The organism is Sneathiella chungangensis, from assembly GCF_009882935.1.
GTDB classification, from domain to species: domain Bacteria; phylum Pseudomonadota; class Alphaproteobacteria; order Sneathiellales; family Sneathiellaceae; genus Sneathiella; species Sneathiella chungangensis.
In genome coordinates, this window is the sequence record NZ_WTVA01000015.1 from 1,071,309 (window position 1) to 1,088,007 (window position 16,699).

17 protein-coding genes are annotated in these 16,699 nt (G+C 58.0%); 11 read left to right on the forward strand and 6 right to left on the reverse strand.

Annotated elements, in window-relative coordinates; translation table 11 throughout:
• Window positions 1-10: 10 nt before the first annotated feature.
• A complete protein-coding gene (locus GQF03_RS18200; RefSeq protein WP_161340719.1) occupies window positions 11-2,023 on the reverse strand; it encodes a methylmalonyl-CoA mutase family protein in 2,013 nt (670 codons plus the stop codon).
• Window positions 2,024-2,294: 271 nt separating this feature from the next.
• On the opposite strand from GQF03_RS18200, the gene ccrA reads away from it, so the two are divergent.
• From ccrA to GQF03_RS18215, 3 genes are read left to right on the forward strand one after another with little or no spacing between them, the layout of a single operon-like run.
• A complete protein-coding gene (gene ccrA / locus GQF03_RS18205) occupies window positions 2,295-3,599 on the forward strand; it encodes a crotonyl-CoA carboxylase/reductase (RefSeq protein ID WP_161340720.1) in 1,305 nt (434 codons plus the stop codon).
• A gap of 32 nt (window positions 3,600-3,631) precedes the next feature.
• Window positions 3,632-5,326: an acyl-CoA dehydrogenase family protein gene (locus GQF03_RS18210; RefSeq protein ID WP_206375875.1), complete on the forward strand. Its 1,695-nt coding sequence runs from the start codon at window positions 3,632-3,634 to the stop codon at window positions 5,324-5,326.
• Window positions 5,327-5,338: 12 nt separating this feature from the next.
• On the forward strand, window positions 5,339-5,764 hold the full coding sequence (locus GQF03_RS18215) for a VOC family protein (RefSeq protein ID WP_161340721.1): 426 nt from the start codon (window positions 5,339-5,341) through the stop codon (window positions 5,762-5,764).
• A 9-nt stretch (window positions 5,765-5,773) separates the two neighbouring features.
• Here GQF03_RS18215 and GQF03_RS18220 read toward each other — a convergent pair whose 3' ends face one another.
• The 3 genes from GQF03_RS18220 to GQF03_RS18230 are packed head-to-tail and all read right to left on the reverse strand — an operon-like array spanning window position 5,774 to window position 8,020.
• On the reverse strand, window positions 5,774-6,589 hold the full coding sequence (locus GQF03_RS18220) for a YihY family inner membrane protein (RefSeq protein WP_161340722.1): 816 nt from the start codon (window positions 6,587-6,589) through the stop codon (window positions 5,774-5,776).
• Between the two features lie 37 nt (window positions 6,590-6,626).
• The gene (locus GQF03_RS18225) at window positions 6,627-6,821 is read right to left on the reverse strand and encodes a 2-hydroxymuconate tautomerase (RefSeq protein WP_161340723.1); all 195 of its coding nucleotides are present in this window, start codon (window positions 6,819-6,821) and stop codon (window positions 6,627-6,629) included.
• 20 nt (window positions 6,822-6,841) lie between these two features.
• On the reverse strand, window positions 6,842-8,020 hold the full coding sequence (locus tag GQF03_RS18230; protein WP_161340724.1) for an NAD(P)/FAD-dependent oxidoreductase: 1,179 nt from the start codon (window positions 8,018-8,020) through the stop codon (window positions 6,842-6,844).
• A 75-nt stretch (window positions 8,021-8,095) separates the two neighbouring features.
• On the opposite strand from GQF03_RS18230, the gene GQF03_RS18235 reads away from it, so the two are divergent.
• From GQF03_RS18235 to GQF03_RS18255, 5 genes are all read left to right on the forward strand, one after another.
• The gene (locus GQF03_RS18235; RefSeq protein ID WP_161340725.1) at window positions 8,096-8,290 is read left to right on the forward strand and encodes a twin transmembrane helix small protein; all 195 of its coding nucleotides are present in this window, start codon (window positions 8,096-8,098) and stop codon (window positions 8,288-8,290) included.
• A gap of 20 nt (window positions 8,291-8,310) precedes the next feature.
• A complete protein-coding gene (locus tag GQF03_RS18240) occupies window positions 8,311-8,874 on the forward strand; it encodes a cob(I)yrinic acid a,c-diamide adenosyltransferase (protein ID WP_161340726.1) in 564 nt (187 codons plus the stop codon).
• Between the two features lie 201 nt (window positions 8,875-9,075).
• Window positions 9,076-9,825 (forward strand): electron transfer flavoprotein subunit beta/FixA family protein, encoded by a 750-nt coding sequence (locus GQF03_RS18245; RefSeq protein WP_161340727.1) that lies wholly within the window; start codon window positions 9,076-9,078, stop codon window positions 9,823-9,825.
• The gene (locus GQF03_RS18250) at window positions 9,825-10,757 is read left to right on the forward strand and encodes an electron transfer flavoprotein subunit alpha/FixB family protein (RefSeq protein WP_161340728.1); all 933 of its coding nucleotides are present in this window, start codon (window positions 9,825-9,827) and stop codon (window positions 10,755-10,757) included. Before GQF03_RS18245 ends, GQF03_RS18250 begins: the two co-directional genes overlap by 1 nt.
• Window positions 10,758-10,818: 61 nt before the next feature.
• Window positions 10,819-11,691, forward strand: coding sequence for a 3-hydroxybutyryl-CoA dehydrogenase (locus tag GQF03_RS18255; protein ID WP_161340729.1), 873 nt, complete (start codon window positions 10,819-10,821; stop codon window positions 11,689-11,691).
• A gap of 86 nt (window positions 11,692-11,777) precedes the next feature.
• Here GQF03_RS18255 and GQF03_RS18260 read toward each other — a convergent pair whose 3' ends face one another.
• Together GQF03_RS18260 and arsC are read right to left on the reverse strand one after the other, a co-directional pair.
• Window positions 11,778-12,962 (reverse strand): acetyl-CoA C-acyltransferase, encoded by a 1,185-nt coding sequence (locus GQF03_RS18260; RefSeq protein ID WP_161340730.1) that lies wholly within the window; start codon window positions 12,960-12,962, stop codon window positions 11,778-11,780.
• A gap of 158 nt (window positions 12,963-13,120) precedes the next feature.
• Window positions 13,121-13,468, reverse strand: coding sequence for an arsenate reductase (glutaredoxin) (gene arsC / locus GQF03_RS18265; RefSeq protein WP_161340731.1), 348 nt, complete (start codon window positions 13,466-13,468; stop codon window positions 13,121-13,123).
• 154 nt (window positions 13,469-13,622) lie between these two features.
• Here arsC and GQF03_RS18270 point away from each other — a divergent pair, with 154 nt between their 5' ends.
• The 3 genes from GQF03_RS18270 (at window position 13,623) to argF (ending at window position 16,672) form a co-directional block, all read left to right on the forward strand.
• The gene (locus tag GQF03_RS18270) at window positions 13,623-14,462 is read left to right on the forward strand and encodes an ABC transporter permease (protein WP_206375873.1); all 840 of its coding nucleotides are present in this window, start codon (window positions 13,623-13,625) and stop codon (window positions 14,460-14,462) included.
• 115 nt (window positions 14,463-14,577) lie between these two features.
• A complete protein-coding gene (locus tag GQF03_RS18275; protein ID WP_161340732.1) occupies window positions 14,578-15,753 on the forward strand; it encodes an aspartate aminotransferase family protein in 1,176 nt (391 codons plus the stop codon).
• Complete coding sequence (gene argF / locus GQF03_RS18280; protein WP_161340733.1) at window positions 15,746-16,672, forward strand: ornithine carbamoyltransferase; 927 nt, start codon at window positions 15,746-15,748, stop codon at window positions 16,670-16,672. Before GQF03_RS18275 ends, argF begins: the two co-directional genes overlap by 8 nt.
• Window positions 16,673-16,699 lie beyond the last annotated feature (27 nt).

The window sequence follows — 16,699 nt, forward strand, 5'->3', positions numbered from 1 at the left end:
GGGCTTTCTATCAGGCGACATCCTCGTATTTCATGATCATGTCGACCATATCGATAACGATCCCGGCCATGTCGAAATCCTTCGGCGTGTAGATCGCGCTGACCCCTGCTTTTTTGAGCGTGTCGGCATCCTCCGCCGGGATGATGCCGCCGACGACGACGGGGACATCGCCAAGACCGGCCGCTTTCAGCTTCTCGCAGACCTCCCTCGCGAGCGGAACATGCGATCCGGACAGGATCGACAGACCGACAAGATCGACGGTGCCGGCCTTGGCCGCCGTGACGATCTGCTCCGGCGTCAGGCGGATGCCTTCATAGACGACCTGCATACCACTATCGCGTGCAGCAACGGCAATCTGCTCCGCGCCGTTCGAATGGCCGTCAAGGCCGGGCTTGCCAACCAGTACCTTGAGCGGACGGCCGAGCTTCTGCGCCGCGAGGGCGACTTTTTCGCGCGCCGGTTCCAGAATGTCATTCTCGGCATTTGAAACGGCGGTGCCAACACCGGTCGGGGCGCGGTATTCGCCATATACATGACGGAGCGCTTCCGACCATTCGCCGGTGGTAACCCCCGCCTTGGCGGCGGCGATCGACGGCGGCATGATATTCTGCCCTTCTTTCGCCGCTCGTGTGAGAGCCTCCAACGCTTTGTTGACGGCGGCGTCGTCCCGGCCCGCGCGCCAGTCGCGAAGCCGTTCGATCTGTTCGGCTTCCGCCGCCGTATCGACGGTCATGATGCCGCCATCGGCCTCCTGCGTGAGGGGGGAGGGGGCGGATTCGGTGAATTTGTTGACGCCAATGACAGGGAGGTCACCGGCAATGACGGACTGCACCCGCGCGGTATTCGAATTGACGAGGCTTTCCTTGAGATACCCGGTGTCGACAGCGGCAACGGCGCCGCCCATTTCCTCGATCAGGCGAAGCTCTTCCCGCGCGGCGGCTTTCAGCTCCTCCACCTTGCGGTCGATTTCGACGGAGCCTTCGAAAATATCGCCGAATTCCAGGAGGTCGGTTTCATAGGCAACGATTTGCTGCAGCCGGAGCGACCATTGCTGGTCCCAGGGGCGGGGAAGGCCCAGCGCCTCGTTCCACGCCGGAAGCTGAACGGCACGCGCACGCGCCTTCTTGGACAGCACGACTGCCAGCATCTCAAGAAGAATGCGATAGACATTGTTTTCCGGCTGCTGCTCCGTCAGGCCGAGGGAGTTCACCTGAACCCCGTAGCGGAAGCGGCGGAATTTTTCGTCCTTGACGCCATAGCGGTCCCGCAGGATCTCGTCCCAGAGATCGACGAACGCGCGCATCTTGCACATTTCGGTGATGAAGCGGATACCGGCGTTAACGAAGAAGCTGATCCGGCCAGTGGCGGAGGGGAAATCCTCGGCGCTGATCTGTCCGCTCTCTTTCACGGCATCAAGCACGGCAATCGCCGTTGCGAGGGCGAAGGAGAGTTCCTGCACCGGTGTCGCGCCCGCTTCCTGCAGGTGGTAGGAGCAGACGTTGGTGGGATTCCATTTCGGCATTTCCCGGTAGGTATAGCTGACGACATCCGTAATCAGACGCATGCTCGGCGTCGGCGGGAAGATATAGGTCCCGCGCGAGAGATATTCCTTGATGATGTCATTCTGCACGGTACCCTGAAGCGCGGAGACGTCGGCGCCCTGTTCCTCGGCAACCGCGACATAGAGCGCAAGCAGCCAGGCCGACGTCGCGTTGATCGTCATCGAGGTGTTCATTTTTTCCAGCGGGATGCCGTCGAACAGGGTGCGCATGTCGCCAAGATGGCAGATCGGCACCCCGACCTTGCCAACTTCACCGCGGGCGAGAATATGATCCGAATCATAACCCGTCTGTGTCGGCAGATCGAAGGCGACGGACAGACCGGTCTGGCCGCGCGCCAGGTTCGTTTTATAGAGTTCGTTCGACGCTTTCGCCGAGGAATGGCCGGAATAGGTGCGGAACAGCCAGGGGCGATCTTTCCTTTGGGCGCCGGTATTTACGGCTTCCTTGTCGTCTTTTGCCATAATTTTCTTTCGTTTTATTACTCTTAAAAGACCGGTTGTTACGTGTTCTTGTTGCCGCACGTAATAACATAACTTTGTGCTGCAGCGCAAAAAAAACTTGTTATCTGATCAAAGGTCAGTAATCTTCTCATAAACCGGGCCAAAGTAAAGGTCTCTGTTTCGTTTTTTGATGCAATGCGATATAAGAGGGCGAGAAAACGGGAATTTATGAATTCTAAATACCGACGCCCTATAAACCAAAAACCATGCAAAAGATGAGGGATGTTTTTTAATGTCAAATACGCAAGCTTCTGCGCTGTCTGAAGAAGGTATCGAAACGCCGGCCGGCGAGATAAAGGATCTGTACGAAGTCGGGGAAATCCCGCCGCTCGGTCACGTCCCCTCCAAGATGTATGCCTGGGCGATCCGCCGCGAACGCCACGGCGAGCCGGAAAAGGCGATGCAGGTTGAGGTCGTCGATACGCCGGAACTGGACAGTCATGACGTGCTGATCCTCGTGATGGCGGCGGGCGTCAACTATAACGGCGTCTGGGCCGCCCTTGGCGAGCCGATCTCTCCCTTTGATTACCATAAACAGCCCTATCATATTGCCGGGTCGGATGCCTCCGGGATCGTCTATGCGGTTGGCAACAAGGTCAAGCGCTTCAAGATCGGGGATGAAGTGGTCGTGCATTGTAACCAGGACGATGGCGACGATGAGGAATGCAACGGCGGCGATCCGATGTTCTCCCCCAGCCAGCGGATTTGGGGTTATGAGACACCGGATGGCTCTTTCGCGCAGTTTGCGCGCGTGCAGGACCGTCAGCTGATGCCCCGCCCCAAGCATCTGACCTGGGAAGAGAGCGCCTGCTACACGCTCACCCTTGCAACGGCGTATCGGATGCTGTTCGGTCACCGCCCTCATATCCTGCGGCCCGGCCATAATGTTCTGATCTGGGGCGCGTCGGGCGGCCTCGGCTCCATGGCGATCCAGATTTGCGCGGCCGCCGGGGCGAATGCCATCGGCGTTATTTCCGATGAAAGCAAGCGCGAGTTCGTGATGTCCCTTGGCGCCAAGGGCGTTCTCAACCGCAAGGATTTTGACTGCTGGGGTCAGCTGCCCAAGGTCAACGGCGAGGGCTTTGGCGACTATATGAAGAAGACCCGCGAATTCGGCAAGGCGATCTGGGAAATCACCGGCAAGGGCAACGACGTTGATTTCGTGTTCGAACATCCGGGCGAACAGACCTTCCCGGTATCGTGCAACATCGTGAAGCGCGGCGGTATGGTGGTGTTCTGCGCCGGAACGACCGGTTTTAACCTGACCATGGATGCCCGCTTCGTCTGGATGCGCCAGAAACGGATTCAGGGGAGCCATTTCGCCAACCTGAAACAGGCGTCGCAGGCCAACAATCTGGTGGTGGAACGGCGGATCGATCCCTGCATGTCGGAAGTCTTCTCCTGGGACGATATTCCGCGCGCCCATACGAAAATGATGAATAATCAGCATAAACCGGGCAATATGGCCGTGCTGGTTTCGGCAAAGTACCCGGGCCTGAGAACGGTCGAGGATGCAATCGAAGCCGGTAACGAATAAGCGAAAGTCATAACCCAAAAGGAAGAAAAATAATGACAATGTCGGAAATGATTGACGCGCCCGGCGCACTCTTGCTGGACGGGCTGGACGGCCTTTGTGAAAAAGCACTGGGCGCCGCCGAGTCATTCAAGCAACAGGCGATCATGGCGGTCGCGGATATCACCCGTGGCGGCAACGGCCGGATCAGCGCCGAACTGGTGGAAGCCAATCAATATGCGACCCACGGCCTTGCCTGGCTTGCGACCTATGTCGAGGCCTTGCGGGAGACCCTTAACTGGTCGCGTCATCTCGCCGCAGAGGGAAAATATGGCGAGTTGGAGCAATTGATCCTGCAGGCCGGATTCAGCGAGTATTTGAGCCAGATCACCGGCGGCATTCCGATGACGCTCGGCGAAATTATCCGTCCGGCCGACCTTGGTCTGGACGACGCGGCGATTGCCAAGTTTAAAACGCCTGCGGTCATGGCGCTGATCGAGGCCGGATATACCGCCGATGTCAAGGAACGCATCGCCGAGCTGGTCGCCGAAGGCATGGACACCGGCCATTTCGGCGATCCCGGCCTGGACGAGACGTTCGCGATGATTCGCGATCAGTTCCGCCGCTTCGCCAATGAAGAGGTGATGCCGTTCGCCCATGATTGGCACCTGAAGGATGAACTGATCCCGATGCCGGTTGTCGAGAAAATGTCGGAACTCGGCGTGTTCGGCCTGACGGTGCCGGAAAAATATGACGGGCTCGGGCTTGGCAAGATGTCAATGTGCGTGGTGTCGGAAGAACTGTCGCGCGGCTATATCGGCGTTGGCTCCCTCGGCACGCGGTCGGAAATTGCGGCGGAGCTGATTCTGACCGGCGGCACGGAGGTGCAGAAGGAAAAATGGCTTCCCGCCATTGCCACGGGCGCGATCCTGCCGACCGCCGTTTTCACCGAGCCGAACACCGGATCCGATCTCGCCTCCCTCAAGACACGCGCCGTCAGGGATGGCGATGTCTACAAGGTGACGGGAAACAAGACCTGGATTACCCATGCGGCGCGCGCCGATGTCATGACAATGCTGGTCCGCACCAATCCGAATGAGCCGGGCTACAAGGGCCTCTCGATGTTCCTCGCAGAAAAGCCGCATATGACCGAGGACGAGGATTTCCCGGCCGACGGCATGACCGGCGGAGAGATCGAGGTTCTCGGCTATCGCGGCATGAAGGAATATGAACTCGGGTTTGATAACTTCGAGATCAAGGCGGAAAACCTTCTTGGCGAGGAAGAGGGCAATGGTTTCAAGCAGTTGATGCAGACGTTCGAAAGCGCCCGCATCCAGACGGCGGCCCGCGCCCTCGGGGTTGCCCAGAACGCCATGGAACTTGGGCTTCGCTATGCGCTCGACCGTATCCAGTTCTCGCGCCCCATCATCAAATTCCCGCGTGTCGCCGGCAAACTCGCCTGGATGGCGGTGGAAATCATGATGGCGCGGCAACTGACCTATGCCTCCGCCCGGGCCAAGGACGAAGGCCGGCGCTGCGATCTTGAGGCCGGGATGGCCAAGCTTCTCGGCGCCCGCGTCGCCTGGAATGCGGCGGACAATGCGCTGCAGATTCACGGCGGCAACGGCTTCGCGCTGGAATATCCGATCAGCCGGGTCTTGTGCGATGCGCGCATTCTCAATATCTTCGAAGGGGCCGGTGAAATTCAGGCACAGGTGATCGCCCGCCGCCTGCTTGAGGGGGCGAACTAACAAGGGTTCCCCATGGATCAACGACTTTCGCTGATCACGCTTGGCGTCAGGGATCTGGCGCGAAGCACGGCGTTCTTCGAAAAACTCGGCTGGAAGCGTTCCGTGAAGGACGCTCCCGGCGTCTCCTTTTTTCAGTGTGGCTCGATTGCTTTTGGCCTGTTTCCGCGTGACGAGCTTGCGAATGATGCGGGCGTCTCGCCGGAGGGGTCCGGCTTCGAAGGTTTCTCCATCGCCTATAACGCCCGCAGCAAGGAAGAGGTCGACGAGGTTCTGACGGCCGTCCAGGCGCTCGGCGCGGACATCGTCAAGCCCGCCGCGGATGTCTTCTGGGGTGGCTATTCGGGCTATTTCCGGGATCTTGACGGGCACCTCTGGGAGGTGGCCTGGAATCCCGGTTTCGAGATCGATGCGACCGGTGCCGTGAACCTTCCGGATTAATCGGGACCGTTACCGTTTTTTCATGTCGGCGGTAAACTCGAAACCGAGAACGGCGGCGATCGTCGCGCCGAAAAGAACAATCCCCCAGCTGACATAGAGCCAGATGAGAAAGAGCGGAATGGCAGCCATGGCGCCATAGACGACCTCATAGGACGGAAAATATTCAAGGTAGAGCTTGAACATGAACTTTCCGAACAGGAAAAGCGCCGTCGCAATTGCCGCCCCGATAAAGGCATGCCGCCATTTAACGTCGCAGGCGGGAACGATCCTATACAGTATGAAAAGAATGATGAAGGGCAACAGGATGGGCATAATTGAGCTTAATACCGCCATTGCGCCCGTCAGGTGAAATCCGGTTGCCTCCTCGCTGATATCAATGATCCAACGAACGAGCGTCAGGCTGGAGCCGACCGCGATGGGCCCGATCAGTGTTATCAATATATAGGTCATCAATCGCTTGAACGGATTGCGTGTCGCCGCCACCTGCCATATCTGGCTGAAAATCTCTTCAATGCTTGCCATCAGCATCAGCGCCGTAATGGCGATACCGGCAAGGCCGATATAGGTCAGCTGTCCCGCATTGACGGCGAAGTTACTCAGCGCCGCGTCGACGGTGGATATCTTCGAGGGCAACAGGTTGTCGAATAAGAGCGTCGTCACCTTTTGTTTTAAATGGGTGAAGGCGGGAATCGCGGTGAACAGGGCAAAAACAACCGCCGCCAGCGGGACAATGGCCAGCAGCGTCTGATAGCTGAGCGCCGTCGCCATGCGCAGACAATGCTGCTCCTTGAAGTGACGCCAGATCCGCGCCAACAACGCGATCAAAAAGATTCTCCGCACCTCAGTCCCTTACCATCATTGTCTAGTCCGGAAATTTTATCGCAGCGAGCTCCCCGCCAAGTCCCCAATCCTCCTTGGCGACATTATTGATGACCACATGTACGCTCGCTTCGCTGCATCCGGTGATCCGCACCATTTCAGAGGTAATCGATTTTACCAGTTCCTGCTTCGTCTTGCGGTCCCGGCCTTCAAACATATCAATCCTGACAATTGGCATTCCCTATCCCTCACGTTTACCTAAACGATATTATGCTCAGAAACAGCCTCGCCTGTCACCAGCCGCGAAAAGGAGAGGCGGGAGAGGTCAAGGCTGCGGTATTCGCCATGGATGATCAGTTCGGCGATGGCGCGTCCGACCGCGGGCGACTGCTGCAGTCCATGGCCCGAGAAACCGTTCGCAAAGTAAAAATTAGCAATCTCCGGATGGGGCCCGAGGACCGCGTTCTGATCGAGCAGGTTATAGGCATAATGCCCGGCCCAGGCGTTTTCGAGCTTGATGGCCTCAAAGGCCGGCACGCGATGGGCGAGGATCGGCCAGATATGTTCCTCGAACCAGCCATAGTCGATTTCGAAATCGGTGCAGTCGGGATCATTCGCGGGATCCGGGGAGCAACCGGCGAGAAACTGGGTGCCTTCGGGGCGAAAATGGACCCCGCTGGGATCGATCACCAGCGGACAGCCCGATATTTCGCTCCGGCAGCTGAAGGAATAGGCGAAGCGCTTGCGGGACCGGACGGGAAGGTCGATTTTCGCCCAGGTGGCGACGGTGGCCGCGGCGGGACCGGCGGCATTGACGACGGCGCCGGCGGCAATGCGCGATCCGTCGGCGAGCCGGACGGCAAGAATCCGGCTTTCCGACCTATCAAGGCCCACGGCCTCGACTGCCCGATATTCCGCGCCGAGGGAAATTGCCTTTTTCCGAAACGCCTGATTTAGGCTGTAGGCGTCCAGCCAGCCTTCGCCGCTCAGGCCGAGAGACCCGCCGGCAAGGTCGTGGACATTCATCCAGGGATACCCACTGGCGAGATCGTCCTGATCCAGCAGCGCGACATTAACGCCGAGCCCGCGCTGGATGGCGTTGTTGCTGTAGAGTTGCGGGATATGGCGGTCCTCGGCGAGGAACAGATAGCCGCGCTCCCGGAAATTCACGTCCACGGGCGTATCATCAATGCCGAGATGGCGCGTAATTTCACCCAAAAACTCCTCAGTGAATCGGGAAATCAGGATATTCTCGGGTGTTGAGAATTGCTGCCGGACACCGCCCCAGGAGCGCGCCGTGGAGCCGAATTCGTAGCTCGGGTCTTTTTCCAGAACGGTGACCGTGCCGGCGAACCCTGGCGCCGCCGTCAGAAAATAGGCGATGGCGGAGCCGATAACGCCGCCGCCGATAATTACAATATCCCGGGTTGCTTCCATGAAAAATCCTGTCCATATAAGACATGAGGGTGTAGCGTTAGGTGCCGCATTCTTATATGACAGATCGGACCGATTATGATCAATTATTTCATTATTGCCGCCGTCGTCGCAACGGCCCTCGTCCTCCTGTTCGGCGTGCTGACATTTGCCCGGGGCGGCGATTTCAACCGCCGCTATGGGAACAAATTGATGCGCCTGCGCATTGCGATGCAAGCCCTTGCCGTTGTTTTGATCATGGTAGGTCTTTGGATTGCCAATTCGGGCAGCTGACAGCAAACACAAAGGCAATCATGGTAAAGCTGACAAAAATCTATACACGCGGCGGCGATAAGGGAAAAACCTCGCTGGGCGATGGCGCCCGCGTCAGCAAGACGGATGCGCGAGTCGAGGCCTATGGCGACGTCGACGAGACGAATGCGGTGATCGGCCTGGTGCGCCTGCATGTCGACGGCGAGGCGGATGAAATGCTCGCGCGCATCCAGAATGACCTTTTCGACCTTGGCGCAGATCTTTGTACGCCGTCGCAAGAAAATCCGAAATATCCGCCGCTGCGCATCGCACAGGAACAGGTCGAGCGGCTGGAGAAGGAAATCGACCGGCTCAATGCCGATCTGGCGCCGCTGAACTCCTTCATTCTGCCGGGGGGATCGGCGGCGGCGGCATATCTCCATCTTGCCCGGACCGTTTGCCGACGGGCCGAGCGGCGGATTATCGCGCTTGGTGATTCGGAAGACATCAACCCGGTTGCGATCGCCTATGTGAACAGACTTTCCGATTTTCTCTTCGTTCTGGGCCGTTTTCTCAATAATAAGGGCAGAGAGGACGTTCTTTGGGTTCCCGGCGCCAACAGATGACGGAATCTGGTGGATTTCGCCCTCGAAACCGCGCCTTATGGCTGCGTTAAAATGTCCTGCTTGGGCGAATTGACAGATTGTCATTAGCTATTTATTGTGCACTGCCGAATTTGAGTGTCTTATAATCTGAAATTCATGCCTGCGGAAAATGGGTTTCCGTAGGATCTTGAAGAAACTATGACCCCGGGAGTAGACCGATCCATGAAAGTTCTCGTCGCTGTTAAACGTGTCGTGGACTACAACGTTAAGATCCGTGTTAAAGCGGACAAGACTGGTGTAGACCTCGCTAACGTTAAAATGTCCATGAACCCCTTTGATGAAATTGCCGTCGAGGAAGGACTTCGCCTTCGCGAAGCCGGCGTGGCCACCGAAGTTGTTGCCATGTCCGTCGGTCCGCAGGCCGCGCAGGAAACTCTGCGGACTGCGCTCGCCATGGGCGCCGATCGGGGTATTCTGGTGAAGACTGACGAAACCGTTGAGCCTCTCGGTGTGGCAAAGCTGATGAAGGCGGTCGCCGAAGAGGAGAAGCCGGACCTGATCATCGTCGGCAAGCAGGCCATTGACGATGACTCCAACCAGACCGGCCAGATGCTGGCGGCGTTGCTGGGATGGTCCCAGGGCACTTTCGCCTCCGAGGTCAATCTCGACGGCGGCACCGCCAAGGTCACCCGCGAAGTCGACGGCGGCCTGCAGACGATCGAGCTGAAAATGCCGGCGGTCGTTACGACGGACCTTCGCCTGAACGAGCCGCGCTATGCCTCGCTTCCGAACATCATGAAGGCCAAGAAAAAGCCGATCGATGAAAAGACGCCGGAAGATCTCGGCGTTGATATCTCACCGCGTCTGAAGACGCTGAAAGTGGAAGAACCGGCGAAACGCGAAGCCGGCGTAAGGGTAGAGTCTGTCGCCGAACTGGTCGACAAGCTGAAAAATGAAGCGGGGGTTATCTGATGACTGTTCTTGTTCTTGCCGATCATGACAATAAGGCGCTTGGCGCGGCGACATTGAACGCGGTAACGGCCGCGACGGAACTTGGCGGCGATGTTCATGTTCTTGTCGCGGGGAACGGATGTGCGGCGGTCGCGGACGAGGCGGCCAAGGTTGCCGGCGTTGCAAAGGTTCTCCTGGCGGAAGATGCGATGTATGCCGATGCGCTCGCGGAAAACATGGCGGCGCTGATTGTCTCGCTCGCGGACAGCTACGACGTCATTCTCGCCGCGGCGACGACGTCCGGTAAAAATATCCTGCCGCGGGTTGCTGCGCTTCTCGATGTCGCGCAGATTTCCGAAATTGTCGAGGTTGTGTCCCCCGATACCTTTGTCCGTCCGATCTATGCCGGTAACGCCATGGCCACCGTGCAGTCGAGCGATGCCAAGAAGGTGATCACGGTTCGCTCGACCAATTTTGCGGCTGCGGCAGCGACAGGCGGCTCCGCCAGCGTCGAAGCGGCAAGCGCGGCGGCGGACACCGGCCTTTCAACATTTGTCGGCGCCGAATTGTCAAAATCCGAACGGCCCGAGCTTACTTCTGCAAAGATCGTGATCTCCGGTGGTCGTGGCATGCAGTCGGGCGATAACTTCCATCTGCTTGAGAAAGTGGCCGACAAACTCGGTGCGGCGGTCGGCGCGAGCCGCGCGGCCGTTGATGCGGGCTTCGTCCCCAACGATTATCAGGTGGGCCAGACGGGCAAGGTTGTCGCGCCTCAGCTGTATATCGCCGTGGGTATTTCCGGCGCCATTCAGCATCTGGCCGGCATGAAAGACAGCAAGGTCATCGTGGCCATCAACAAGGACGAGGAGGCCCCGATTTTCCAGGTGGCGGACTATGGCCTTGTGGCAGACCTGTTCAAGGCGCTGCCGGAGCTGGATGAAGCTCTCGGATGACGCGGCAGGGTCAGATTTTCGGCGGTTTAATCGCGCTCAACTTTATGCTTGGAATGAGGCAATGATAAAAAAAGTAAGTGTGATTGGCGCCGGCCAGATGGGCAATGGTATTGCCCATGTTCTGGCGATTGCCGATATCGATGTTTTCCTGAAGGATATCTCCAAGGAACAGCTTGATAAAGCCTTGGAGACGATTGAGCATAACCTGCGGCGGCAAGTCGGCCGCGGGGCGCTCTCTGAAGGGGATATCACCAAGGCATTGGCTCATATCAATCCCGTAACCGACGATGCCCATCTTGCGGAAGTCGATCTGGTGATTGAGGCGGCGACCGAGAATGAAGAGATAAAGAAGTCCATTCTCTCTGCTCTCGGCCCGAAACTGAAACCGGAAGCGATTATTGCCACCAACACCTCCTCGATCTCCGTGACGCGCCTTGCCGCGATTACGGACCGGCCGGAGAAGTTCATCGGCATGCATTTCATGAACCCGGTTCCGGTGATGCAGCTGGTCGAGCTTATCCGCGGGATCGCAACGAATGAGGAAACTTTCGAGACCATCCGGGAACTGGCGGTCCGGCTTCATAAAACACCGACGCCAGCAGAGGATTTTCCCGCCTTCATCGTCAATCGCATCCTGTTGCCGATGATCAATGAGGCGATCTACACGCTGTACGAAGGCGTCGGGTCCGTTCGCGCGATCGATACGGCAATGCGTCTTGGCGCCAACCATCCGATGGGGCCGCTCCAACTCGCGGATTTCATCGGCCTCGATGTCTGCCTTGCCATCATGCAGGTTCTCTATGAGGGACTGGCCGATACCAAATACCGCCCCTGTCCGCTTCTCGTTAAATATGTCGAGGCGGGCTGGCTTGGCCGGAAATCTGGCCGTGGCTTTTACGATTACACGGGGGATGAGCCCATTCCGACACGGTAAGGCTATTCCACAAGCCGGTCAAAATTCTTTGAGCCACAAAAAAACCCCGGAAAATTTCCGGGGTTTTCTTTTTGAATGTCGGCGGATCAGTTGACTTCAAACAGTCCTGCAGCGCCCATACCCCCGCCGATACACATCGTGACAACGACATATTTCGCGCCGCGACGTTTGCCCTCGATCAGGGCATGGCCGGCAAGACGGGCACCCGACATCCCGTAGGGATGACCGATGGAGATTGCCCCACCATCGACGTTCAGCAGCTCGTTCGGGATGCCGAGCTTGTCGCGGCAGTAAAGTACCTGCACGGCGAAGGCCTCGTTCAGCTCCCACAGACCGATGTCATCCATCTTGAGGCCGTTGCGCTGCAGCAATTTCGGCACGGCGAAGACCGGGCCGATGCCCATTTCATCCGGCTCGCAGCCGGCGACGACCAGGCCGCGGTAGGTCCCGAGCGGCTCGATATTGCGCTGCTCGGCAAGTTTGCTGTCCATGACGACGCAGGCGGACGCCCCGTCGGAAAGCTGGCTCGCGTTACCTGCGGTAATGAAACAATCCTCGCCAAGCACGGGCTTCAGGCTGGACAGCCCTTCAAGTGTCGTGCTCGGGCGGTTGCCCTCGTCCTGGGTGAGGGTCACTTCCTCATGCAGGGTTTCCCCAGTTTCCTTGTTCTCCATCACCTTGATCGTGGTCATCGGAACAATTTCCTTGTCGAACCGGCCGGCTTCCTGCCCGGCGGCGGTGCGCATCTGGCTCTGGTAGCTATATTCGTCCATTGCCTCGCGCGTGATGCCGTAGCGCGTTGCCACCGTCTCCGCGGTTTTCAGCATCGGATCATAAATGGACGGCTTATTTTCCAGAAGCCATTCATTCTGCGCCCGGTAACGGTTCATATGCTCGTTCTGGACAAGGCTGATGCTGTCCATGCCGCCCGCCACCATGACCGGAACCTTGTCGACCAGCACGCGCTGTGCGGCCATGGAAATGGTCTGTAGACCCGAGGAGCAGAAACGGTTGACCGTCGTGCCGGACGTCGTGATCGGCAGGCCGGCCCTCAACAATGCCTGACGGGCAATATTGCCGCCTGTCGCGCCTTCCGGGTTGGCGACGCCGAAGATCACGTCCTCAACTTCCGCAGGGTCCACGCCCGCCCGTTCGACGGCGTGCTTGATGACATGGCCGCCAAGATCGGCGCCATGGGTATTATTGAACGCCCCGCGATAGGCTTTACCGATTGGGGTTCTGGCGGTGGATACGATAACGGCGTCTGCCATAAGAATTCTCCTCGTTTGTTATTATTTATGCGCCCGTGCCCGGTAAACGCAGGCGGGAATTGTCGGCAATTCTATATATAGTGGTTGCCGATGAAAAGGCCGAATCTGCATATCCGTGCGAAGTGGCGACAAATCCGGCGAATAGGCGGTTCTTGCGTTTAAAGAATGTCCAGGACGGACTCCGGCGGGCGTCCCACGCGTGCCTTGCCGTTCGCGAAAACAATGGGCCGTTCAATCAGTTTCGGATGATCGACCATTGCCTGGATAAGTTTGGCATCGCCAAGCGCCGGATCACCAAGATTATTTTCCTTGTATTCCGCTTCGCCTTTTCGCATCAGGTCGCGCGGTTTCATGTTCAGAAGATCAAGGATTTCCGTCAGCCGTTCCTTGCTGGGGGGCGAAACAAGATATTCCGTGATCACCGGGTCGACCCCGTTTTCCTGCAACAGGGCAAGTGTCTGGCGGGATTTGCTGCACCGCGGATTATGAAAGATTTCAACCGACATTATTTGCGTGTCTCCATTGGTGTTTTTTAACTGATCTTTCTTGCGCTTCTTTATTAGCGTAGTCCGACGGACAACGCCAGTCTTTGGCGCGGCGGACCGGCGGGAAACAAATTGAGTGCTTGCCTGACTGTCAGCGATTGCATATTTAAGCCCCATGACCATACAAACCGAAACCTCAAGTGGCGTTCGCGGGCAGAGCGCGTTGTTACATCTTGCCTCAATGATTGGCCTCGTAAACTGGCGGGGGATGACGACCCTCCTGTGGAAGGAGGTGCGCCGTTTTCTGAAGGTGCCGCTGCAAACAGTGCTGGCGCCGATGATGACGACGATCCTTTTCCTGGCCATATTCACCCTGGCTTTTGGCGGCAGCGGGCGGTATGTGGGTGAGGTTTCCTACGCGAACTTCCTGGCGCCCGGCCTTATCATGATGGCCGTCATCCAGAATGCCTTCGCCAATACCTCGTCTTCGATCCTGATATCCAAAATTCAGGGAAATATTGTCGACATCCTGATGCCGCCGCTATCCGCGGCGGAGCTCACCCTCGCCTATGTCCTCTCCGGCCTTGCGCGCGGCGCGGCGGTCGCCCTGGTGGTCGGACTGTCCATGTGGATACTCATTGATTTCACCGTCCATTCCTGGCTTGCCATCCTGTACTTTGTCACCGGCGCCGGACTGATGCTCTCCCTTCTCGGGATGATCGCCGGCATCATATCGGAGAAGTTCGATCACATGGCGGCAGTGACGAACTTTATCATCATGCCGCTGTCCTTTCTTTCCGGCACCTTCTATTCCATTGAACGGCTGACCGGCGTCTGGTACCAGATCAGCCATCTCAACCCGTTTTTCTTCATGATCGACGGCTTCCGCTACGGCTTTATCGGAACGTCGGACAGTAATATCTGGGTGGGGGCCGGTGTGATTGCGGCGCTGGATATTCTCCTCTACATCGGCGTTTGGGCGTTGATAAAAAGCGGATATCGCCTGAAAGCCTAAAATATTGTATCAGGGTCAAGAGATTGATTGACAGGAACCGCTCTCCTGTCAATACTTCCGCGCTTTCTGGCAGCGGAAACTGGCCGGTTGTCCTTTTGTTTCGTGGAGAAAGCATATGATTCCTGCGTTGTTATCAAATTATGCTCCTGCAGACCTTTCCTTTGAAAAAGGGGAGGGCATGTACCTCTACGGGAATGACGGCCGACGATACCTCGATTTCGCGGCCGGCATCGCGGTGAGCGCCCTTGGCCATGCGCATCCGAAACTGGTGGGCGCGCTGACCGAACAGGCGAAAAAAGTCTGGCATGTCTCCAACCTGTTCCGGATTCCCGGGCAGGAAGAGCTTGCGAAAAAGCTGGTTGCCGCGACATTCGCCGATGCCGTCTATTTCTGCAACTCCGGCGCGGAGGCCAACGAATGCGGGATCAAGATGGTGCGGAAATATTTCAGCACCAACGGACATCCGGAAAAATACCGGATTATCGCCTTCGAAAACTCCTTCCATGGGCGGACGCTTGCGACCATCGCCGCCGCCGGGCAGGAGAAACTTCTGGCGGGCTTCGGTCCCGTCGTTGAGGGATTCGATCATGTTCCGGTCGGGGATATTGAAAAGGTCAAGGCGGCGATTACCGAGGAAACGGCAGCCGTCCTGATCGAGCCGGTGCTGGGTGAAGGCGGCATACAGGTCGTCGAGCCGGCATTCCTGCGGGCCCTTCGCAAGCTCTGCGACGAGCATGGCCTGCTGCTGATGCTGGATGAGATCCAGACCGGCATGGGACGGACGGGCAAACTGTTTGCGCATGAACATGCGGGGATTACGCCGGATATCCTGACCTCCGCCAAGGCGCTCGGCGGCGGGTTCCCTGTGGGCGCCTGCCTTGCCGTCGAGAAAGTCGCGAAGACGATGACGGTCGGCAGCCACGGGTCCACCTATGGCGGCAACCCTCTCGCCATGGCGGTTGCGGGCGCGGTGGTCGATGTGATGACGGAAGAGGGGTTCCTGGATCATGTGGTCGAGATGGGAAATCATCTCAAGCAGGGTCTTACCGGTGTCGTCGACCGTCACCCGGATATCCTGGAGGAGATCCGTGGCATCGGGCTGCATCTCGGACTGAAATGCAAGGTGGAAAACACGTTGGTCGCCACCAAGCTTCTGGAACATGGGGTTCTGACGGCGAAAGGCGGTGATAACGTTGTTCGCCTGCTGCCGCCGCTGATTGTCGAGGATGCGCAAATCTCGGAATTCATCGCTGTTCTGGATGACGTTTGCACGGAGCTTGAAAATGGCTAGGCCGCACCATTTCCTGGACCTGAACCAGCTGTCGAAATCCGACCTGCGTGCCATCATCGACGACGGCATCGCGCTGAAAAAGGCGCGCACGGGCCTGCCGAAAGGGACAACGGACAAGCAAGCGCCGCTTGCCGGACTGACGCTTGCGGCGATCTTCGAGTTTCCCTCGACCCGGACGCGCGTGTCCTTCGATATGGCGATGCGCCAGCTCGGCGGGCATACCATCGTTCTCAACAGCAACGACATGCAGCTTGGCCGTGGCGAGACGATCGCCGATACGGCGCGGGTTCTCTCGCGCTATGTCGATGCGATCATGATCCGGACCGATGAGCATGCGAAACTGCTCGAACTGGCGGAAAATGCGACAGTGCCGGTGATCAACGGGCTTACCAACAACAGCCACCCTTGCCAGCTGATGGCGGATGTGATGACGTTTGAAGAGCACCGCGGCCCCATCAAGGATAAGGTGGTTGCCTGGTGCGGGGATGGCAATAACATGGTGACGTCCTGGATCCATGCGGCGGGTCAGTTCGGTTTCGAATTCCGCGTTGCCTGCCCGGAGGAACTCTCGCCGGACCCAGCTGCTCTCGCCTGGGCGAAGGAGGCGGGCGCCAACGTTCATGTCACGCAAAGCGCGGCGGAAGCGGCGGCCGACGCAAATTGCATTGTTGCCGATACCTGGGTTTCGATGGGGGATGACGCAGCGAACCGGCATAATCTCCTGTCCCCCTATCAGGTTGATGATGCATTGATGGCGCGCGCGGCGTCCGATGCGATCTTTATGCATTGCCTTCCCGCCCATCGCGGGGAGGAGGCGACGGCCGAGGTAATGGACGGCCCCCAGTCCGTCATCTTCGACGAGGCCGAAAACCGCCTGCATGCGCAAAAAGCGGTGCTGCGCTGGTGCCTTGGCGCCTGAGACTCCTTTAGTAACCGAACGAAAGAC